General features: G+C 70.0%; 20 protein-coding genes and 1 pseudogene. 12 read left to right on the forward strand and 9 right to left on the reverse strand.

The annotated features are described in order from the left end of the window. Positions 1-38 precede the first annotated feature (38 nt). The 7 genes from ABZ396_RS26630 to pqqE all read left to right on the forward strand — a co-directional run bounded on the left by ABZ396_RS26630 (position 39) and on the right by pqqE (position 5,581). Positions 39-500: an MSMEG_3727 family PQQ-associated protein gene (locus tag ABZ396_RS26630; RefSeq protein WP_358922192.1), complete on the forward strand. Its 462-nt coding sequence runs from the start codon at positions 39-41 to the stop codon at positions 498-500. 22 nt (positions 501-522) lie between these two features. Further along, entirely contained in the window at positions 523-2,232 is a 1,710-nt protein-coding gene (locus tag ABZ396_RS26635; RefSeq protein ID WP_358922190.1) for a PQQ-dependent dehydrogenase, methanol/ethanol family, read from the forward strand. 47 nt (positions 2,233-2,279) lie between these two features. Beyond that, positions 2,280-2,411: a pyrroloquinoline quinone precursor peptide PqqA gene (pqqA, locus tag ABZ396_RS26640; protein WP_358922189.1), complete on the forward strand. Its 132-nt coding sequence runs from the start codon at positions 2,280-2,282 to the stop codon at positions 2,409-2,411. Between the two features lie 109 nt (positions 2,412-2,520). Next, positions 2,521-3,408, forward strand: coding sequence for a pyrroloquinoline quinone biosynthesis protein PqqB (pqqB, locus tag ABZ396_RS26645; RefSeq protein ID WP_358922187.1), 888 nt, complete (start codon positions 2,521-2,523; stop codon positions 3,406-3,408). A gap of 4 nt (positions 3,409-3,412) precedes the next feature. Then, on the forward strand, positions 3,413-4,111 hold the full coding sequence (pqqC, locus tag ABZ396_RS26650; protein WP_358922185.1) for a pyrroloquinoline-quinone synthase PqqC: 699 nt from the start codon (positions 3,413-3,415) through the stop codon (positions 4,109-4,111). 5 nt (positions 4,112-4,116) lie between these two features. Then, positions 4,117-4,446, forward strand: coding sequence for a pyrroloquinoline quinone biosynthesis peptide chaperone PqqD (gene pqqD / locus ABZ396_RS26655; protein ID WP_358922183.1), 330 nt, complete (start codon positions 4,117-4,119; stop codon positions 4,444-4,446). After that, positions 4,439-5,581 carry a pyrroloquinoline quinone biosynthesis protein PqqE gene (gene pqqE, locus ABZ396_RS26660; protein ID WP_358922181.1) on the forward strand — a complete coding sequence of 381 codons (1,143 nt, stop codon included), beginning with the start codon at positions 4,439-4,441 and terminating at the stop codon, positions 5,579-5,581. Before pqqD ends, pqqE begins: the two co-directional genes overlap by 8 nt. A gap of 55 nt (positions 5,582-5,636) precedes the next feature. Here the strand turns inward: pqqE and ABZ396_RS26665 are convergent, their stop codons facing one another. The 3 genes from ABZ396_RS26665 to ABZ396_RS26675 form a co-directional block, all read right to left on the reverse strand. Beyond that, a complete protein-coding gene (locus ABZ396_RS26665) occupies positions 5,637-6,176 on the reverse strand; it encodes a manganese efflux pump (RefSeq protein ID WP_358922179.1) in 540 nt (179 codons plus the stop codon). Positions 6,177-6,646: 470 nt separating this feature from the next. Continuing rightward, positions 6,647-8,071 carry an NAD-dependent succinate-semialdehyde dehydrogenase gene (locus ABZ396_RS26670; RefSeq protein WP_358922177.1) on the reverse strand — a complete coding sequence of 475 codons (1,425 nt, stop codon included), beginning with the start codon at positions 8,069-8,071 and terminating at the stop codon, positions 6,647-6,649. Positions 8,072-8,372: 301 nt separating this feature from the next. Continuing rightward, a complete protein-coding gene (locus ABZ396_RS26675) occupies positions 8,373-9,263 on the reverse strand; it encodes a LysR family transcriptional regulator (protein WP_358922176.1) in 891 nt (296 codons plus the stop codon). Between the two features lie 179 nt (positions 9,264-9,442). Between ABZ396_RS26675 and ABZ396_RS26680 the strand changes: the two genes are divergently transcribed. From ABZ396_RS26680 to ABZ396_RS26700, 5 genes are all read left to right on the forward strand, one after another. Continuing rightward, entirely contained in the window at positions 9,443-10,717 is a 1,275-nt protein-coding gene (locus ABZ396_RS26680) for an MFS transporter (protein WP_358922174.1), read from the forward strand. A 102-nt stretch (positions 10,718-10,819) separates the two neighbouring features. Then, positions 10,820-11,665 (forward strand): aldo/keto reductase, encoded by an 846-nt coding sequence (locus tag ABZ396_RS26685; RefSeq protein ID WP_358922172.1) that lies wholly within the window; start codon positions 10,820-10,822, stop codon positions 11,663-11,665. 5 nt (positions 11,666-11,670) lie between these two features. Further along, positions 11,671-11,826 carry a hypothetical protein gene (locus tag ABZ396_RS26690; RefSeq protein WP_358922170.1) on the forward strand — a complete coding sequence of 52 codons (156 nt, stop codon included), beginning with the start codon at positions 11,671-11,673 and terminating at the stop codon, positions 11,824-11,826. 177 nt (positions 11,827-12,003) lie between these two features. After that, entirely contained in the window at positions 12,004-12,939 is a 936-nt protein-coding gene (locus ABZ396_RS26695) for an amidohydrolase family protein (protein ID WP_358922169.1), read from the forward strand. Between the two features lie 6 nt (positions 12,940-12,945). Beyond that, complete coding sequence (locus tag ABZ396_RS26700; RefSeq protein WP_358922167.1) at positions 12,946-13,734, forward strand: FkbM family methyltransferase; 789 nt, start codon at positions 12,946-12,948, stop codon at positions 13,732-13,734. Here ABZ396_RS26700 and ABZ396_RS26705 read toward each other — a convergent pair. The 6 genes and pseudogenes from ABZ396_RS26705 to ABZ396_RS26730 form a co-directional block, all read right to left on the reverse strand. Further along, a complete protein-coding gene (locus ABZ396_RS26705; protein ID WP_358922166.1) occupies positions 13,727-15,034 on the reverse strand; it encodes an NtaA/DmoA family FMN-dependent monooxygenase in 1,308 nt (435 codons plus the stop codon). The genes ABZ396_RS26700 and ABZ396_RS26705 overlap by 8 nt on opposite strands. After that, positions 15,024-16,268 (reverse strand): hypothetical protein, encoded by a 1,245-nt coding sequence (locus tag ABZ396_RS26710; RefSeq protein ID WP_358922164.1) that lies wholly within the window; start codon positions 16,266-16,268, stop codon positions 15,024-15,026. Before ABZ396_RS26710 ends, ABZ396_RS26705 begins: the two co-directional genes overlap by 11 nt. Further along, positions 16,265-17,482 (reverse strand): hypothetical protein, encoded by a 1,218-nt coding sequence (locus ABZ396_RS26715; RefSeq protein ID WP_358922163.1) that lies wholly within the window; start codon positions 17,480-17,482, stop codon positions 16,265-16,267. Before ABZ396_RS26715 ends, ABZ396_RS26710 begins: the two co-directional genes overlap by 4 nt. Continuing rightward, entirely contained in the window at positions 17,479-19,068 is a 1,590-nt protein-coding gene (locus tag ABZ396_RS26720; RefSeq protein WP_358922161.1) for an AMP-binding protein, read from the reverse strand. The genes ABZ396_RS26715 and ABZ396_RS26720 overlap by 4 nt, the downstream gene beginning before the upstream one ends. A 68-nt stretch (positions 19,069-19,136) precedes the next feature. Next, a complete protein-coding gene (locus ABZ396_RS26725) occupies positions 19,137-19,859 on the reverse strand; it encodes a hypothetical protein (protein ID WP_358922160.1) in 723 nt (240 codons plus the stop codon). A 561-nt stretch (positions 19,860-20,420) separates the two neighbouring features. Further along, a pseudogene (locus ABZ396_RS26730) lies at positions 20,421-20,783 on the reverse strand (transposase); the annotation flags it as partial. Between the last annotated feature and the right edge of the window lie 95 nt (positions 20,784-20,878).

The following is a 20,878-nucleotide window of genomic DNA, read 5'->3' on the forward strand; positions in this document are numbered from 1 at the left end:
GTGGACACAGGCATTCGAATGAGGGGAGAGAAGCCCCAATGACGACCGCGCAGGAGCGAGCCGACCTGCTGGACAAGATCGGGTTGGCCGCACAGAACAAGGCAGCGCTGGGTCAGGTGCTGTGCACCGGAAACATTGGGCAGGCCACCGAGAAATCGGATGGCCACATGGAGGCCACAATTCGCATCCACCCGGATGAGCTGAGCTGGGATCCCTCCATTCTGGTCATGCCCCACGGAGGCGATATCGAGCTAGAACTCGTCAATGACGACCAGAACACTCACTGCGCGCTCCTGCCGAGCAATGGCGACCGGAAGTTCATCTGGTTGGTGAACCATTCGCACGGACACGCGCACCTCAACCTCGACGGGCCGGGCTACTACTGGTATGCCTCGCCCACGGGCAACGACGAGGGACGGGGACTGACCGGGGCCATCGTCGTCCTGGGTGACGCTCCGCCAGAGGCTCGCCTCGACCGTCCCGCACAGCCGCGGCCGTAGGAAGAAGTAGGAGGTGGAGGAAATGACTGTGGACTACGCCGACTACGTCGACGCGGGTGAGGCTGTCGATCAGGGAGTCCTGAGCGGCAAGGTCGCGGGCGGGGAGGTCGCGCCGCCGGTAGTGGCCGGCGTCAACTACGAGCGCATACTCAATGCCCGCGAGGAACCCCAGAACTGGCTCACCTACTACGGCGCCTACAACGGGCAGCGGTACAGCCCGCTGGACCAGATCAACACGGAGAACGTCAAGCGCATCGGCCCCGCGTGGGTCTTCCAGGCCGGCACGACGGGCCTGATCGCGGGCGCGTCGACCTACTCGTTCGAGGCCGCCCCGATCGTCGTCGACGGGGTCATGTTCCTCTCCGGCTGGGACGGCTGGGTCTGGGCCCTCGACGCGAAGACGGGTGTGGAGATCTGGCGGTACAAGCATGCGGTTCCCTTCGACGTGTCCTTGTGCTGCGGGAACGTGAACCGTGGGGTCGCCGTGGCTCAGGGGAAGGTCTTCTTCGTCACGGCGAACGCGCGTGTGCTCGCACTCGACGCCACCACCGGCAAGCGGGTCTGGGACAAGACCTACGGAGACGTCCGGGCCGGGGAGAGCGCCACGCTCGCCCCGCTGGTCGTGAAGAACCTGCTCATCGTCGGGAGTTCCGGCGGCGAGTTCGGTGTACGCGGCCACCTCGACGCGTTCGATCTCGAAACCGGCGAGCACCAGTGGCGCTGCTACACGGTGCCGAAGCCCGGGGAGCCCGGCTCGGAGACCTGGCCCGCCGAGGGCGAGGCCTGGGCACGCGGCGGGGCGAACTGCTGGGTCACCGGCACCTTCGACCCGGAGACGAACCTGCTGTACGTCGGCACCGGCAACCCCGCGCCCGACTTCGACGGAGGCGTCCGCGAGGGCGACAACCTCTTCACCGACTGCGTCATCGCCGTGGACGTGGACAGTGGTCAGATCCGCTGGCACTACCAGTGCACTCCGCACGACGTGTGGGACTACGACAGCATCGCCGAGTGCATCCTGTTCGAGCAGGACGGACGCAAACTGCTCGGGCACTTCGACAAGAACGGCTACTTCTTCGTCCTTGATCGCACGAACGGCGAGAGGGTCCAGATCACCCCCTTCGTGGACCGCATCACGTGGGGGGCGATCACGAGGGACGGCCAGGTGACGGCCAAGGTGTACCCGGACAAGGAGGGAGAACCGGTCCACTTCTACCCGGGTCCCGCCGGCGCCAAGGAATGGACCCACGCGGCCTACAGCCCCAAGACCGGGCTCTTCTACGTCCCGGTTCAGGACACCGGCGCGACGGCCACCCGGCGGCGTCGGGAGTTCAAGGAGAGCATTCCGTACTGGGGCGCGGGCGTTCAGGTGGACATCGAGGACATGGCGGGGTCCATCAGTGCCTTCGATGCGGGCGGCGAGGAGAAGTGGCGCTGGCGCAACGAACTCCCGATGTGCGCCTCGGCGCTGGCCACGGGCGGTGACCTGGTGTTCGCCGGTGAACCCTCCGGGGAGTTCAACGCGCTCGACGCTCGCACCGGGGAACTGCTGTGGCAGTTCCAGTGCGGAAGCGGCCACCACAGCAACCCGACGACGTACATGGTCGACGGCAGGCAGTACGTCGCCGTGCCGGTCGGTTGGGGCGCATGGGCCGAGGGATTCCTCCCCGGCATGCTCGGCGCGGGGCATGGTAGCGCCCTGCTCGTCTTCGCCCTCCCGGAATGGGCGTAGCGCGTGACCGGAGCCTGCCGCAATCCGGGCAGAGAGGAGGTGAATCCATGGAATCTCAGCTCGCTGTGTGGGAGACGCCCGAGACGGAATCTCAGCTCGCTGTGTGGGAGACACCCGAGTTCGATGAGATCGCAGTCGCGGCCGAGGTGACCATGTACCTCGATCGGTTGGAGGAGTAGCGGATCTGGGGCGGCGCCGGACCTGGTCCGGCGCCGCCCGACGGCTCGGGACGGCCGCAGACGGCCGCGCGAGCGACGTAGTCAGATCCTGGATGAACGGAGTGCCGGCGTGTTGCTGCGAGTACTGGGCTCGGCGGCGGGGGGTGGCTCCCCGCAGTGGAACTGCGGCTGCCCGGTGTGCTCCGCGGTCCGCTCCCGGGCCGGCTTCGCACGCACCCAGTCGTCAGTCGCGGTCAGCGCCGACCGCCGCCGGTGGTTCCTCATCAACGCCTCGCCCGACGTCCGCACCCAGATCGAGGCCTTCCCCGGCCTGCACCCGCACGACGACCGGACGACGCCGCTGGAGGCGGTGCTGCTCACCGACGCCGAGCTGGACCACACGCTGGGCCTGCTTCTGTTGCGCGAGGCCCGCGTCCTGCGGCTGTACGCCACACCGGCGGTGCGTAAGACCCTGTGTGTCGGCTCGGGGATTCTGCGCACGCTCGAGCGCTACTGCCCGGTCGAGTGGCGGGCAGTGATCCCGGGCGCCGACCTCGCCCTCGCGGACGGGCTGTCCTGCCGGGCGTTCGACGTGCCCACCACCAAGCGCGCTCGGTTCGGAGCCGGGATGGACCATGGCCGCGTCGTGGGCTACCGGCTGACCGATGAACGCAGCGGGGGGACGCTGGTGTACCTGCCCGGAGTGCAATCGCTGACGCCGGCGCTGCGCGTGGAGATCGAGGACTGCGAATGCCTGTTGATCGACGGGACCTGCTGGCGCGACGACGAACTCGTACGGCTCGGCCTGGCCGGCAAGACCTCCCGGGAGATGGGCCACCTGCCCATCGACGGCCCGGACGGCAGCCTGGCGCAGCTCCCGTCGCTGGGCGTCGAGCGGACGATCTTCGTGCACATGAACAACACCAACCCGATCCTCCTGGAAGACGCGCCCGAGCGGCGTACCTTGGAGGAAAGCGGCATCGAAGTGGCCATGGACGGCCTCGAGGTCCAGGTGTAGAGCCGTGACGACAACAACCACGAGAACCGGTGCCGACGGCTTCGTCGAGACGTTGCGGGCCCACTCGCGGCGGTACCACGATCAGCACCCGTTCCACGTCCGGATGAATGCCGGCCGGCTGAGCCGCCGGCAGATCCGAGGCTGGGTGGCCAACCGGTTCTACTACCAGGAGAACATCCCCCGCAAGGACGCCGCGATCCTCTCCAACTGCCCCGACCTCGGCGTCCGCCGCCGCTGGATCCGACGGATCGTCGACCACGACGGCACCGCCGTCGGCGAGGGCGGCATCGAGGCGTGGCTGCGCCTCGGCGAGGCCGCCGGGCTGACCCGCGAGGAGGTCCGGGACCACCGGCACCTGGTACCCGGGGTGCGGTTCGCCGTCGACGCCTACGTGAACTTCGCCGTGACCCGCCCGTGGGTGGAGGCGGTGGCGTCCTCGCTCACCGAGCTGTTCGCGCCCGACCTGATGGCGGCGCGGCTGGCCGCGTTCGAGCGGTGGTACCCGTGGATCGACCCCGAGGGCCTTGCCTACTTCCGCGCCCGCCTGGAGCAAGCCCCCCGAGACTGCGAGCATGCCCTCGAGGTGGTCACCGCGCACTGCCTCTCCGCCGAGTCCCAGGCGCGCGCCGTCGACGCGCTGTCGTTCAAGTGCGACGTCCTGTGGAGCCTGATGGACGCCATCGACCAGGCCTACCCGGAGTGACCACCATGGACCCGACCCACACCGGAACGACCCGGACCAGTACCAGGATCCGACCCGGCGTCGGGGTGTCCGGCTCGGACCGGCCCCGGTTGGCGCGCCACGTCCGGCTGACCTTCTGCCGGACCAGACAGCGTCAGATTTTGCTGCACCCCGAGACGGTGGTGGTTCTGAACGGCAGCGGCGCGGCCATCCTCGAGTTGTGCGACGGGCGGCACACCGTGGCCGAGATCGTGACCGAGCTGGGCGCGCGCTACCGAAACGTCCCCGAGGACGAGGTGCGACAGTTCCTGACCCGGCTCCTCTCCCGGCGCTGGATGGAGCTCACCGATGGATAGCCCGTTCGGGTTGCTCGCCGAGCTCACCTACCGCTGCCCGCTTGCCTGCCCGTACTGCTCCAACCCGCTGAACATGGCCGGCTACCAGGACGAGCTCACCACCGACGAGTGGCGGCGGGTGCTGGCCGAGGCCGGCGACCTGGGGGTTCTGCAGTGCCACCTGTCCGGCGGGGAACCGCTGCTGCGGCGCGACCTGGGGGAGATCGTGGCGGACGCCCACGACCTGGGCCTCTACACCAACCTGGTGACCAGCGCCCTCGGGCTCTCGCGTCCGAGGGCCGAGGAGCTGCGGGCCGCCGGCCTGGACCACGTACAGATCAGCATCCAGGCCGACGAGCCGACCGTGTCCGACCGGATCGCCGGGACGCCGTCCTTCCAACGCAAGATCGAAGCGATGGGCGTGGTCAAGGAACTGGGATGGCCGCTCACCATGAACGTGGTGCTGCACCGGCACAACATCGACCGCGTCGCCGAAGTGCTGGGGCTGGCCGAGGAGGTGGGCGCCGACCGGGTGGAGCTGGCCAACACCCAGTACTACGGCTGGGCCTGGCGCAACCGTGACGCTCTGCTGCCGAGCCGGGCCCAGCTCGAGGCGGCCGAGGTCGTGGTGCGGGCCGCCCGCGAGCGGTTGCGGGACCGCATGGACGTCATCTACGTCATCCCCGACTACTACAGCCGCTACCCGAAGCCCTGCATGGGCGGCTGGGCCTCCCGGCAGCTGACCGTGACACCGAACGGCGACGTCCTGCCCTGCCCCGCCGCCCAGTCCCTGCCGTTGCCGCGGGCCAGCGTACGGGAGGACCCGCTGGAGCGGATCTGGGCCGAGGCCCCGGTGATGACCGCGTTCCGTGGGACCGACTGGATGCCGGAACCCTGCCGGAGCTGCCCCCGGCGAGAGGTGGACTTCGGCGGGTGCCGCTGTCAGGCGTTCCTGCTCACCGGCGACGCCGCCCGCACCGACCCGGTCTGCTACCTGTCGCCCGACCACGGCCTGGTCGCCCGGGCGGTCGAGGCCGCCAACGCCGATTCACGGGCCGACGATCCTCCGCTGATCCCCCGCCCGCACCGGCCCGGTCTGCCACCTGCCGCCCGACCACGACCTGGTGGCCCGGGCGGTCGAGGCCGCCAACGCTGACTCGCACGTCAGCGATCTTCCGCTGCTCCACCGGCCTGCAGGCCGGTGGAGCGGGTCAGTGGCCGAACCACAACGGCAGCGCCGCAGCGGCGATGATCAAGGTGACCCCGCTCAGCAGGTCCGAGCGGATCCGGATGAGGCGTGCCGCGGCCCGCCCGAGCTGCAGCCCGACCAGCGACAACATCGCCGTCATGACGCCGAACGCGGCGGCCGAGAACCACGGCGAGAGCCCAAGAACCCCCAGGCTCGCCCCGGCGAACAAGTTGTCCAGGCTCAGCGTCAACGGGATGCCGAACAATGCCCACGGGTGGTCCAACTCGTCCGGCTCGGGGTTCCGGAGGGACGAGATGACGAGGTAGAGACCGTACCCGCCGAGCGCGGCCGCGCCCACTACATCGGCGACGGCTCCGACGGACTCCCCGATCTGGTGACCGATCAACAGCCCGACCAGGGGCATAATCGCGTCCCACAGCCCGAAGGTCAGCGCGACCTGCACCGCGCGCTTCAAACCGAATGGGACCGTACCGAGCGCGATCGATACTCGGAAATTGTCGAGACTGAGTACGAAACCCAGGACCAGTATTTCCCAGATCATGGCGACGCCGCTGCCTGATGACGGCCGACGTCGGCGGAAACGGATCTGCCTCGGCTAGCATCCACCATAATTCTACAGAGTATCTCAGATGGTTCGCGTAATAAACCTGGCAAGCCGATTTCCGGAGGATTCTCGACACCACTCGCCCGACGGTGGCCAGTGCTTACAAAAGGCTCACTGATTGAACCTGCGCGCCTCATTTTGAACATCTTGTAGGTGGCGCTATCCGGGCCCACGCTGACGCTCGCAGGCGCCGCGGCGATACAGCCAAGCGGTGGAGTCACCGAGATGACACGGACCTCTGCTCCGCCCGCCCTGCTCGTTCGTGGCGGTTATCGAGGATTCGTTACATGACGCGGGCGGCCGTGCGCCCTCGGTGCTGTTCGAGATCGAGCTGTCCCTTCGTCGGCAAGGAGCGCTTCAGCCTCTGACGGTCGGTATCCGCCGCGCGCGGTCGACCGGCGCGGAGGTCAGCCCAGCACCTCTTCGATCGGGGCGTCGGCGTCCACGTAGCGCACGAGCTTGCGGTTCGCGAATTCCACGATGCCCACGTCGCCGAGTTCACGCCCGTAGCCGGAACGCTTGATGCCGCCGAAGGGCAGCTCCGGTCGGGACGCGGTCGGGTGGTTGATCCACACCATGCCCGCGTCCAGCCGGTCCGCGACCCCGCGAGCACGTTCCGGGTCGGCGGCGAAGACCGCGCCTCCCAGGCCATAGGGGGAGGTGTTGGCCAACGCGACGGCCTCGTCCTCGTCGGCGACCCGGTAGACCGTGGCGACGGGGCCGAAGAGCTCTTCCCGGTAGGCCCGCATGTCCGGTGTGACGTCGGTGAGGACGGTCGGCTCGACGAATGCGCCCGGCAGGTCGGGCCGCCCGCCGCCCAGCACCACCGTCGCTCCCTTGTCCACCGCGTCACGGACCTGCTCCATCAGGAGTTCGGCCGCAGTCTCGGAGGACATCGGGCCGAGCGTGGTGGCGGGGTCGGCCGGATCTCCCGGTTGCACCTCGCTCATCCGGTCACGAAACCCGGTGAGGAAGGCATCGTAGACATCGGCGAGGGCGATGAAGCGCTTGGCCGCCACGCAGCACTGCCCGGTATTGCCCATCCTGCCGAGGAACGCCGCGTACACGGTGCGCTCGAGATTGTGACCGTCCAGCACGATGAAGGGATCACTGCCACCCAGCTCGAGGACGGACTTCTTGACATTGCGGCCGGCGATCTCGCCCACGCTCACGCCCGCCCGCTCGCTTCCGGTCAGTGACGCTCCCTGCACACGAGAGTCATCGATGATCTTACCGACGTCCCTGCCCCGCACGAAGAGATTGGTGTAGACCCCGGTCGGCACACCCGCGTCCGTGAACAGCTGCTCGAGTGCCAGTGCGGACTGGGGGCAACTGCTCGCGTGCTTGAGCAGGATCGTGTTGCCGAGGACGAGGTTCGGACCCGCGAATCGGACCACCTGGTACAGCGGGAAGTTCCAGGGCATCACACCGAGGAGGACGCCGAGGGGCTCGTTCACCAGCACGGCCGTGCCCTTGGGCACCGGCAGCGGTCGCTCTTCGAGCAGCTCGGGGCCGTGCTCGCCGTAGTAGGTGAGGATGTCGGAGGCGAGGTCGACCTCTGCCCGGCTCGAGTTGATCAGCTTGCCGACCTCCAGGGTCAGCAGCCGCGCCAGTTCTTCCTTGCGCTCCCTCATGAGCCGGCCGGCCCGATGGACGACGGCCCCACGGTCGGCCGTCGACCGGGCGCGCCAGTCCGGAAAGCTACGGTGCGCCGCGTCGATCGCGCGCCCCACGTCCTCCGCGCTCAGCGCCGGGAACTCCCGGACCCTTTCACCGGTGAACGGATTGACCGTGGCGATGGGGCTTCCCTGGGCAGTGACATTGGCGTCCATGGCGCCTCCCTGGGGTCGGGCACCTCGGGTTTCCACGTCCGGACCTGCTCACACCTGCTGACGTCTCTGCCGTGGCTCGGCCTTCTCGGGGACCCTTGACGAGCGGCGATGGCGGTGATCGGCGGGGCCTTCGGCACCAGCCTCGAAGGGCACGAGAAGGTGTCCGACGCCGTCTATGGAGGACGGCAGCGCGAGCGTCAGCGGATGCTGCGGGCAGATGTCCGAGCGGCCGGAGCAAGACGGACGCGGCGGGCCGGACACCACCGACGGGTCAGCGGGCCCCCGGCACGCGGCGCGGGCGTCACAGGGCGATGACGTGGAGGTCGACCAGGTCCAGCAGCGCCCGCAGGGCCGAGCTGGGCCGCCGGGTCGAGGACGTGCCGAGATGCATGCTCCAGCGGAGCACGGTGCCGTGGACGTCGAGAACGTGCAGGCCGGGGGTGCGGGCAACGGCGAACGCGGGGAGGAAGGCGATGCCCAGACCGTGCCGGACCAGTGCCGCCCCCATGTCGATGTCGGGCACTTCCAGTGCCACCCGGCGTACCACGCCCGCCGCCGCGAACGCCCGGTCGACCACCTCGCGGTTGCCGTAGCCCGGCGGGAAGTCCACGAAGGGCTCCCCCGCGAGGTCCGCAAGTGCCACCTCCCCCCGCTGCGCGAGCGGATGGGCGGCGCTCACCACCAGGACGAGCGGCACGGTGGCCAGCTCCCGTGCGTCGATCCCGGCGGGCTTGTGCTCGGGCAGCGACAGGAAGGCCACGTCCAGGTCCCCGCTGAGCAGCGCGTGCGCCAGTCCCGCCGAGCCGGTCGTCGCCAGGCGCAGCCGGACGTCGATCGCCGGATGCCGCGCGTGGAGCTGCCCGAGGAGCGCAGGCAGGTCCACCACCTCGACCGAGGCCATGGCTCCCACGTTCACCGTGCCGCGCAGCGTGTCCTGTGCGGCACGCACGGCGTCCTGGGCCACCTGGGCGGCGTGCAGGGTGGCCCGCGCCTCCGGCAGCAGCGCCGCGCCTGCCCCGGTCAGCCGGACCTGCTGCGACGTGCGCTCGAACAGCGCGCAGCCGAGCTCGCGCTCCAGCGAGCGGATCGCGGCGGACACCCCGGACTGCACCACGTGCAGCCGATGGGCGGCACGCGTGAAACTCAGCTCCTCGGCGACGGCGATGAAGTGCTCCAGCTGACGTAGCTCCACCCGAGAAGTATCACTCGAATTGCTCGAGCCCAGCAAAAACATTCGTTGGCACTGATCCGCACTGGTGAGGAGGATGGGAAGCACCATCCACTTCCGTCCGAGGAGGGGTACCCCTGCCTGCCGTTCCGACGCCGCTGAGCCATCCCGTAGCCGAAGCTCCATGCGACCCGACCCACCGGATGCCAGCACCCGCTCCCGCCGTTACGCCACCCCGCGCCCCCGCCCGGCGCCGTGCCTCGCACGCCACCGGCTTCTGGTTCGTGGCGGTGGCCTTCACCGTGCTGATGGCCTTCGGCACCGCGCCGACCCCGCTGTGGCCGCTGTACGAGGTCAGGGACCAATTCGGCGCGACCACCGTCACGGTGGCGTACGCCTCGATGGTCGTGGGCGCAGCGGCCGCCTTCCTCGGACTGGGACACCTGTCGGACCGGCTCGGCCGGCGGCGCGTCATCGTCCCGGCGCTGCTGGTCGGCATCGTCGCGTCGGTCGTGCTCATCGTGTGGCAGGACCTGCCGGGGCTGATCGCGGGCAGGGTCCTGAACGGTGTCGGACTGGGGCTGATGGCCTCGACCGCGACGACGTACCTGCACGACCTCTACCACGAGGCCCGTCCGGAACGGTCGGGTTCGGTGCTGCCCGGCATCGTGGCGACCGCCGCGAACCTCGGCGGCCTGGCGTCCGGGCCCCTGGTCGCCGGAGCCGCCGCCGAGTGGCTTCCCTCGCCCCTGATCACCACCCAGGCGATCTTCACGCTCGCCATGGCAGTGTGCCTGGCGCTGGTGCTGTGCAGCCCGGAGACCGTGGACCTGGAGCTGCCCGCGGCCGAACCGCCCAGCAGGTTCGTCCTGCGCCCCGGCGGCCGGCGGACGTTCGGCGCGGCCGGCGCGCTGGGCGCCTTCGCCTTCGCGATCCTCGGCCTGATCTCCTCCCTCGGGGCGACCGTGCTCCACGGCACCCTGCACACCGACTCGCACCTAGTGGTCGGCCTGGCGGCCTTCCTCATGTTCGGTTCCGCGGCGGCCGCCCAGCTGGTGCTGGGACGCCTCCCACTGCCCCGGGTCCTGACCGTGGGGGCAGTGGTCTTCCCGGTCGGCCTGGTCCTGTGCGCCGTCGCCCTGTACCACCCGGCGCTCTGGCTCTACCTGGTCGCCGTGTCCCTGTCGGGAGCCGGCTCCGGGCTGCTGTTCAAGGGAGGCGTCGAACGTGCCGGTTCAGTGGCCGAGCCCGCCTCACGCGCGGGCGTCCTCGCCGTGTTCTTCGTCGTCGCGTACCTCGGAATGGGCCTGCCCTCCGTCCTGTTCAGCATCGCCCTGCGGCACTTCGCCGTGCAGACCGCGATGATCGGCTTCGCGGCGGTCCTCTCCTGCGGCGCCGTTGTGTCGGTCGCCGTCGCGCTGCGCGACCGCGCACCCGACCCCGGCGCGCTCCCGGCGCAGTCCGCTCGCCCCTCCTGACGTCCCTGCGGCGCATGCGACACCGGTTGTCTGGGAGGCACGGACCCGGGCACTCGGTGCGGGTGCGCGTGACACGGATCCGCGGCAGACGGGAGGCACGAGATGTCTGCGGAATCGGCCAGAACGATCGCGCTCCCCTCCGGTGAGGAGATCGCGGCACTCGGACAGGGCACCTGGTACCTGGGCGAGGACCCGGCCCGGCGGGAACAGGAGATCGCCGCGCTGCGGCTGGGCGTGGACCTGGGCATGACCGTCATCGACACGGCGGAGATGTACGGCGACGGCGCAGCCGAGGAACTCGTCGGGGAGGCCCTCCGGGGACGCCGGGAGGAGGTGTTCCTCGTCAGCAAGGTGCTGCCCGGCCACGCCGACCGGAAAGGCACCGTCGCCGCCTGCGAGGGCAGCCTGCGGCGGCTCCGAGCGGAACGGCTGGACCTCTACCTGCTGCACTGGCGGGGACGGTGGCCACTCCAGGAGACCCTTGCGGGATTCACCGACCTGATGGAGGCGGAGAAGATTCGTTACTGGGGCGTGAGCAATCTGGACGTCGCCGACATGGTCGAGCTGACCACCCTCCCCGGCGGCGACGCCCTGGCAGTCGACCAGGTGCTGTACAACCTCTCCCGGCGCGGCATCGAGTGGCATCTGCTTCCCTGGTGCCGCGCGGCCGGGGTGACGGTCATGGCCTACTCCCCGATCGAGCAGGGGCGGCTGCTGAAGGTCGAGGCTCTGGGTGCCGTGGCCCGGGCCCTCGGAGCCACGCCGGCCCAGGTGGCACTCGCCTGGGTGCTGGAACAGGGGGTGGCCGCGATCCCGCGTTCCGGATCACCCGACCACGTTCGGGAGAACCGCGGCGCGGCGGACCTCCACCTTCCCACCGAGGCGCTCGAAGCCCTCGACGAGGCGTTCCCGCCGCCCAGCGGGCCCACACCCCTGGAGATGCTCTGAAGGAGTTGACAGGATGGCTCGCCCCCCGCTCGTCCTCGGCATGGGGGTCGCTGGGCACCCCGTCCACCAGCCTCACCGCCCTGAGTGCGGCGGTCGAGGGGGCGGCCGAGGCGGGCGACGAGACCGAGGTGATCGACCGGGACGAAGCCGCGCAGGAGTGAGGGCCGTCGCCGTGGGGGATGAGTCCGCTGGGCCTGAGCGGGTTCGTTGGAAGGGGGGCTGCCGTGGTGAGGCCGACCGAATCGGACACTGAGCGCTATACCGCGTGGGCGCGGTGCGAACTGAGTTCTGGGGAGAGGGAGTTACGTGAGGTCCTCCTTCGGAGGCTCCCGCCGTGGGTGGTCGATGTGCACGCGCATCTGGCCGGTCCGGGCACGTTCCGGGGGTTCTCCGATGTCGGCTGGAGCCAGCGGCGTTCGTCCTTCCCCCGGTGGGATCTCCAGGATGACGCGGGGGTTCTGGAACACCTCTACGGCGATCGAGAGGTGACGCGGATCTGGATGCCGCAACCGCAGCACGGCTTCGACCACCGGGCGGCGAACGACTACGTTCGCGGCCACGCGGACAGCCATCGTCTTCCGGCGCTGTGTGTCCTGCCGGACGACCTGGACTACTCGCTCGGGCAGCTCCGGTCGGGTGTGTATCGGGCCGTGAAGTCATATCCCCACTACCGGGAGCCTCCGTATCAGAGGATCTTGGAATTCTTTCCCCATGAGGTGCTCACGCTCTGCGAGCACTTGCGTCTTCCCCTTATTCTCCATGTGCCCCGTCCGCTGTCCCACTGCGTCGAGGAAGTCGTAGACATCATGCGGGCGCATCCTTCTCTGCGGGTGATCCTCGCCCATGCCGGAAGAAACACCCACGCGGACCGCCCGTATGTCGCCGCTCTACGGAGTCTGAGCCGTTGGCCGAATGCCGTCGTCGACACCGCCATGGTCACATCGGTGCCGGTGCTCTCCGCGGCCCTGCGAATTCTCGGGATCAACCGTGTGCTGTTCGGTTCGGATGAACCGTTCAATCTGCTGAGGTACCGAATGGTCCGGACGAAACAGCATGGCGACATCGCCGTACCCGCGCACCGCTATCACTGGGAGAAGCCCTGGGTCCGGCAGCGCTACGGATATCTCGCCGCCGGTGCGCCTGCCGTGCACTTTCAGTCGCTTGCAGCGGTGTTCGCCGCCATCGATCGACAGCATCACCGGGCGAGTTCGATCGACACCTCGGTTCAGAAGGTGTTCTGCGCCAATGCACTCGACCTGCTCGAACGGGAGTGACCACCTGTGAACCGGCTGCCAGGACCGGCTGATCACGTCGTCATCAACGGCAAGCGCATGTACATCGACGCACAGGACGCGAGAGGAGCGGCGATCGCTCGGGCGGGCGGCGTACTGCATCCGGTCGCGGGTGCGTTGTGGCGGGCCGTCGTGGCCGACGACAGGTGGGACGCGGTCGTCGACGTGGGGGCCAACTACGGGGAGATGCTGCTCGCGGCCGAGTTGCCGCCCGGCGCGAAGGTCGTGGCCGTGGAGCCCAACGAACGGTTGGTTCCGTACCTTCGCCGCACGCTCGCCGAATCCCTGCCCGGCACCCGCCTCCAGCAGGTGGCCGTGAGCGACCTGAGCGGCGAGGCGGTCTTCCACGACGACCTGACCTGGTGGGGCAACTCGACGCTGTGCCAGGAGTGGGTGGCGGACCGGCCCCACGCGTGGACGACGACGACCGTCAAAACGGTACGCCTGGATGAGGTGTTGGACCTGCTCGGTGTGCTGCCGGGGATGCGGGTGGCCATGAAGCTCGACATCGAGGGGCTGGAGCCGCGGGTGCTGCGCGACGGGCTCGCGCGCCTGCGCACCCTGCGGCACGCCAAGGTCATGGTCGAGGCCGTCCGTCTGACCGCCGAGGAGTACGACTGGCTGCTCGATCACTTCCACGTCTGGTATTTCGACGTGGACCAGGCGGCTCTGGTCCGCGTCCACGACGGTGCCTCGGGTGCCGCACTGCGGCGGCGGCTCGGCAGTCCGGGCGTTTACGCCAGGGACGTCGTCGTTGCGCCGGCCGTCCTCAGCTGACCGCCGGCAGCTCCAGACGCTCCCGCAGCATGCCCTGGGACTGGTGCCAGATCCCGCGCCGGGCCAGCTCGGGCATGACGAACTCGACGAAGTCGTGGAGGCCGCCGGGCAGCGCGGGTGGCAGCAGGTTGAAGCCGTCGCACGCGCCCGAGCGGAACCAGGTCTCCATGGTGTCCGCTACGGCCTCGGGCGGCCCCACGACGACCCGGTGGGTCCGGGCCCCGGCGACACGCCTGACCAGGCCGCGCACCGTGCAGGGTCCTTCCTCGACCATCGCGAGGATCTCGTCCGCCCGCGTCATCGCGCTGGGGCCGTGCCGTTCCCGGAGTGTGGCGTGGTCGATGACCTCATCCAGGCCGAAGCCGGACAGGTCGACACCGGTGACGGCCCTGATCTGACTGATGCCGTGTTCGGGAATCACCAGCTCATCGAGTTCCTGCTGCTTGCTGCGGGCCTCGGCCGCGGTCGAGGCGACGTGGACGCTGAGGCCGGGAAGGGAGAGCAGGGCGTCGGGGTGGCGGCCCGCGGCGCCGGCCGCGGCGCGAAGTCCGGCACGGAAGCGCGTCGCGCGATCCCTGTCCCGCTGCACGGAGAAGACCACGTCCGCGTGTCGTGCCGCGAAGGCGCGTCCCGGTTCCGAGGCCCCAGCCTGGACGATGAGGGGGTGGCCCTGCGGGGTCCTAGCGGACTGGAAGGGCCCGGCGACGTGGAACTCCTCGCCGTCGTGGTCGATGGGCCGAATGAGCGACCGGTCCGCGTAGACGCCGGCGGCGCGGTCGCACCGTATGGCGTGCGGGGCCCATGAGTCCCACAGTCCCTTGACCACCTGGATGAACTCCTCGGCGCGCGCGTAGCGCGTCAGGCGGTCGGGGTGCGCGCCCGCGCCGAAGTTGGCTGCCGCGCCCGCGAACGACGTGGTGACGACGTTCCAGCCGGCGCGTCCCCGCGACAGGTGATCGAGCGAGGAGACCAGGCGGGCCACGTTGTACGGCTCGGCGTACGTGGTGGACGCGGTGCCGATCAGTCCTAGGGTGGTCGTGGCGGACGCCAACGCCGCGAGCAGCGTGAAGGGTTCGAGGACGCTGCCGCCGGTGTTGTGCTCGACGCGGGTGCGCAGGGCGGGCGCGTCGGCGAAGAAGACGGCGTCGATCCCGGCCAGTTCGGCGGTCCGCGCCAGGCCGATGTAGTAGTCGACGTCGTACATCCGCTCTGCGGGGCTGTGCGGCAGGCGCCAGGACGCTTCGTGGTGCCCGGTCGGGACCACGAAGAGGAACAGGGCGAGTCGACGCCTACTCTGCACGGTGGCTTCCCTCCCTGTCGCCCAGCCTGACCGTCAGGCGCATGGTCCGGGTCGTGTCGACCAGATCGATCGTCGTGGTCTCGCCTGGCCGCGGCGGACGGTCGGGCGGGCGCGCGGGCTCCGGGGGCCCGTCGTCCGACGGCGCCACTCCGGGGCGGTCCGTCAGACGCCACGACAGCCGGGTCGCGGGGACACCCCAGGTGCGGGCCAGGCGCTCGACCAGCAGTCCCACGCGATTGTGCCGGTTCATCCGCGGATTGCACTCCACGCAGCAGACCCGCGAGCCCGACGGCAGTTCCAGGCCGCTCCCGGTCCAGCCGGTGCCGATGATCAGATCCACCGCAGCCACGCCGACGTAACCGTCCTCGGCCATGACCGCGAACAGCGGTTTGACATAGGACCTGACCGCGTCCAGATCGGCGGCGGACAGCCGGACGCTGCTGCTGGAGCCGACGAACGTGGCCCGCGACCAGTCGACGACCTGCTCGCACGCGGCGAGGAACACGCAGCCGACTTCGGGGACGATGAGGTACGAGACCGAGACGCTCACCCGCCACGGCAGCCAGGTCTCGACGACCACGTCCACCGGACCATCCGGCAAGGTCCCGTCTGGCCCGTCGGCGCAGCGGTCGAGCAGAGCGGGACGGAACTCCTCGCCGCCCCGGAGGACGACGTTGCCGGTGCCCCCGGTGCCCGGGAACTTCACGACGCGTGGCTGAGCGCAGGTGCCTATGCGCTCGGCGAATGAGGCGAGGCCGACGGCGGAGTCGACCGTGTAGGCCGAGCCCGGTGGCAGGGCCGCCGAGCCCAGCAACTCCGCGCAGCGCTGCCGAAAGGTGGTCTTCGCGCCCCAACGCAGCCACAGGTCACGCGAGTTGGCGCGCAGTCGCGGCCCCAGGGCGCCCCGGAGACGTTCGAGATCCTCAGCGGCCTCCTGCGCGGGGTCCACGCGGAAGCCTTCGTGGAGGACCAGGCGTCTTCCGAACGAGGCGGCCCCCTCGATGTCGCCGAGGGACTTGCGGAAGACGCTCGCCGGTTCCGGCGCGCAACCGTCGCTCCAGCGCCGCAGGCGCGCCGCCGCTCGCGCACTGCGGGGAAGGGGGGAGAGCACGGCGTGGGTGACGAACGCCGCCGCTCCCAGTTCGCTCTCCTCACGGTGCGCCGCGGCGATGACCGCGACCTCGTCGAGCAGCCAGCCGTAGCCGTCCCCCGCGTGCCCGTTCGCCCCTCTCATCGGGCCTCTGGTCCCGCGGCCGGGGCGACGGGCCACTCCGACTCGTAGCGTGCGATCTGCCGACGCACCTCGGCGGTCGTGCGTCCTTCGAAGACGTAGGTGGCGAGGCCGACCCCCGCGTAGCCGGCGACGGCGGGTTCGGCCGTGTGACGTACGTCCGACCAGACGTGCCCGGAAAGCCCCCCGCTGTCGGTGGTCGCGGCGCCCGGCTGCCCGGGCTGGGGGGCGTAGAAGACGGTCCAGCCGCCCGCCCGGGACCGGAGTCGGAGCCGGCTGGGCGCCGCCTCGGCGGGCAGTCCGAGATCCAGCGCAGTCTTTGTGAAGCGCAGATCCCTGCCCCGCAGCAGGTCGAATACCCCGGACACGCCGGCGCCGCCGGGTCGGCCGGCCATCTCGCAGAAGACGAACGCTCCGTCCACGAGGAACGCCTCGCAGTGGAAGACGTCCTGCGACACGCCCCAGGCCGCCAGAACACGCCGGATGAACGTCGCGGCCCGTCCCGACAGGACCGGGTCGTCGACTGTGTGGGACGACAGCGGAACGGTCCCGCCCGCGCGGTGGGTCGGCCGCTCGTAGCGCGAGAGAGTGAAGGCGAGCTCGCCGCCCGACACGAACCCGTCGATGTGATGGAGGTCTCCGTCGATGAACTCCTCGACGACGAAGTCCTCCAGGTGCCGGGAGATGCCGTCCAGCGCGGCCGTCGCGGCGTCGGTGCCCCGGAGCTCCCGCGCTCCCCGGGACCCCGAGAGGTTCCGGGGTTTCAGGAACAGCCGTGCGGCGTCCGGGCGAGACGTCAGCGCGCTCGCGGCGTCGACCGCGAGCACCCCCCACGCGGTTGGGATGCCCGCCCGTGCCGCCGTCTCTTTCATCAGCCACTTGTCGCGCAGCCGGGCCGTGTAACCCGGTTGCGGGCCGGGGATGCCCAGGACGGCGCGCACGGAGGCGACATCCTCGACGAACAGTTCGGAGCAGGTGCTCAAGCCGATGAGATCGGGCGCGTACTTCTCGGCCACGCGCCGGATCGAGCTGTGGTCGAGCGACTCGACGAGGTGCACGCGGGTGTCGGACGGGAGCCCCTCGTAGTGGGCGCCCCGGCGATCCGACACCACGACCGTTGCGATGCCGTGGCGGGAGAGGAACGACGATCCGTCGTCCTGCCGCCACGACTTGGCACGGGATCTGTCGACGATCAACGCGTACGCGCGCGGACTCACCTCAACCGCCTCGAAGCGACCGCGGACCATCCTGAGGCGGTCCGCGCGTACCGGTACACCCGGCGGCCGCCGCCTTCCTCGCTCCCCAGGCGGAAGGGCAGACGGTCCGCCGGTTCACCGCGCGCGCCCCTGGCGAGTAGAACTAGCCACTCCGTGTCCGCCGCCGTCTCTGGGAGGTGCCGCGCGGGGTCCGCACAGCCCGCCGCGTACTCGATGGTGGTCACGGACGGCGTCCAGTGGACCTGGCACCCGCATCCGAGGCAGACGAGGGGACGGCCGGCCGGCCCGTCCGGGGAGTCGACCCGCCGGCCGAGAAGCGCCTCCGGCACGAGTCCCCGGCGCGTGACTACGTCCGGTACTGCGATCGCGCGCTCGACGGCGTCCAGGATCTCCGCCGCCTTGCCGGACATTCTCGATCGCTGCACCTTGCCCGAGCCGCTCAGCATGAGTTCGTCGGCGCACACGAGGAACACCGGCAATCCCGGTCTCCCCATGACGGTGGGAAGCAGGCCGGTGGGCAGCGGACGCGAGGTGAAGACCGCGACGCCGGGGCGGTCCGGTATCCGGACGGCCGCGTAGTCCCCCGCGCCGACGGCCAGGTCGAGCCGGTCCTCGATCAGTCCCGGTGGGCGGGGCACGCCCGGCACGTCGATCGCCTCGCTCACCCTGCCGAGGAGGACCACCATGCCGTCCCGCACCTCGGCGAAGTCACCGGTACGCAGCCAGCCTCCGGCGACGGTCCCCGAGAACTCGTCCTGTAGGTAGCCGTCCATCAGGTCGGGGGTGCGAACGAGCAGTTCTCCGCTGTCGATCACATAGCGGGTGGCCTCCACGGGGTGTCCAACCGGCGGGCGTTGCGCCAGGTACAGCGACGCGAAGCGTGGGCGGTCCTGGACGAACGGCATCATGAAGCTGAAGTTCACGGCCTCCGACATCCCGTACCCCTGGCGCAGCCGCGGCCCGTAGAGCTCGTAGAACTCGGTGGCCAGATTTCTTCCGCACGGGCCGGCCGCGGTGATCAGGTACTCCAGCGCCTTCGGCCAGGGCGGTGCTTCGTCGACCAGCCGCCGCAGGACCCGGGGATTTGTGGAGGCGGTGCGGGCGCCGGCGGCTTCGAGGCGGGAAAAGTAGGCGGACGGACTTCCGCTGAAGTCGAGGGTGAGGGCTTCGCCGGTGAGATGTGTCCCCAGGAGGGACATGACGAGCGCGTTGACGTGAAAGAGCTCCAGGCAGGTGCCGTGGGGGCGCCCTGAGCCGAAGCCGTGGATGCGGGCCGTCTTGAGGGCGTTGCCCACCACGGCGGTCCGCGGCAGCACGACTCCCTTGGGCCGCGCGGTGGTGCCCGAGGTGAACACGGTGACCGATCCGTCCGTCACCGGCCTCGGGTGCGAGGTGACGGCGGCCCTGAACCCGGCCGTGATTCCGCCCGCGCCGTCCTCCCGTATCAGCAGCGACGGGTCGTACCGGTCGACGATGTCCAGCAGATCGGCTTCGCCGACCTCAGGTTTGATCAGGGCGAGAGCCGCGCCTGACGCCCAGCCGCTTCTGACGGCCTCGGCCAGAACGTCACCCGATGGGATCGACATGAGGCAACGGTCGCCCGGTGTCAGTGACTGGAGGGCGGTCCGGACGGCCGGGGAGATCTCCTGGACGGTCACTCGTGACCGTCCAGGAAGCACTTCTCCCCGGCGCTCCGCTGCTCCGCGAGGAAGATCGTTTGGGCCATCATCCGATAGCCCGACATGGCTTCACGGAGAGTCTCGATGGACTCCTCGGGGTGCACCGAGTCGATGACGGCGTGTGGGCCGTCCGCGTTGAACTGGTGGGACACGCCTCTCGGTATCTGCATGTCGACCCAGGAATTCTCCGGGACGACGACGTTGTACCGGGTCCGCGGCGGTTCGTCGTCGGTTCCGGGGCAGTCGTCCGCGAAGGTGTGCAGATCTCCCCCGGTCCACCCGATCGACGGGCTGACGGCCATGGGCGAGAAGCTCGACACGCGGATGGCCGTCCGGGGGCCAGTCATCATCCTCACGAATCGTAGGCCCGTGTGGATGTGCATCCGTGAGCAGAGGTCGCGGCTGCGGACATCGTAGAAGTCCATCAGGTACCGGTCGGCGAAGTAGCCCTCGAACGGCGGCTCGAGCAGGTAGACGTGCCCCTCCTCGAAGAGCTGCGCTCGCTGGAGTTCGCCGGGGGGTGTGGGGCGCGCGGCCTCCAGGGCGTGCCCTCGCTGAACCAGGGACGCCAGCGTGCTGACCACCGCGAGCGCCACGTGGGGCTCGAACCGGGCCACCGGCGTGACCCGATTGGGCTGCGTGTCCTGGTGGTCCCCGTCCGGGCGCACCTCGTTCTCGTCGTCCGGGTTCTTCTTCATCACAGAGCCGTTCGACCCGTCAGGCTGGTGCATACGTCTCCCCCACCGTCGTCCAGATGCCGAGCTGAGCCGGAGTTCCCCCGAGAGCGGTTTCCGCATCGCGGTGTCCGCGCCCTCTCCCGCTGTCGAACAGCGTCAGCCACGCGGCAGGTGCCTGTTCGTCCCCCTGAAGTCGCGCTGTCGAAGCGTCGGGAGATCCCTGCGGCCTGCCGCCCCGCTGCCTTCGCGCCGCGGTCTCTTCTGCTTTCCCGAGGCGGTGCCGCTTGAATCATGTCCGCGGAGAAGGGCCGTGGAGGGGGCGGTGCGAGACACCGCCGCCTGGTGCATCTGGCCCTCGGCGGTGAGGAACAGACGGTGCCGCGGTGCCAGGCGGTCTTGCTGAGGAGGTTCTTCGTATGCGGCTGGTGACTCGCTGGCCGGCCGAAGCGGCGGCCTGTGAGTTGTGTGGATCGGCGACGGCCCGTGAATTCCCGGATCTTGATCCTCTGGCAACGAGTTTTCGGTCCTGCACTCTGCTGTGGCACCCGCTGACGGGCCAGTGCCGGGACGCCGCTTCCGAAGTCAGCCTCGGAGCACGACTGGGACGACGTCCGTACCCGCCACCTTGTTGCTGGCTCTGCCCTTGCGCAGGGCCGGGCCGCGCGACTGCAGGCTCGGCTGGTCGGTCAGGGTGAACATGGGCATCCAGGCCAGCAGATCGAGCGCGATCTGGACGATCTCCAGCCAGACCTTGTTCTGCGCGGTGTCGTGCAGGGGCAGGTTCCGCAGGCCGGTCGCCCGGGCGGCCCGGATCCGGTCCTCCGCGCGGGCCCGCAGCCGGTGACGGAGCTCGAGTTCGGCGATCGGACGGTCGGCGGTGTTGGTTGCGAAGCAGGTGATCCGCATGCCGTCCGCGTCGGTGATTCTCAACTGGGCCCCGGGATGGTTGAGTCGGCCCGCAGCGCGGTGCCGGTGTTGCCACCGGTCCGTTTCTGCGGGCCGCTCGCCGAACCCGGCGTGCGCGTTTCCACGCACCGGGC

Source organism: Streptomyces sp. NPDC005866 (genome assembly GCF_040629895.1).
Taxonomy (GTDB): Bacteria; Actinomycetota; Actinomycetes; order Streptomycetales; family Streptomycetaceae; genus Streptomyces.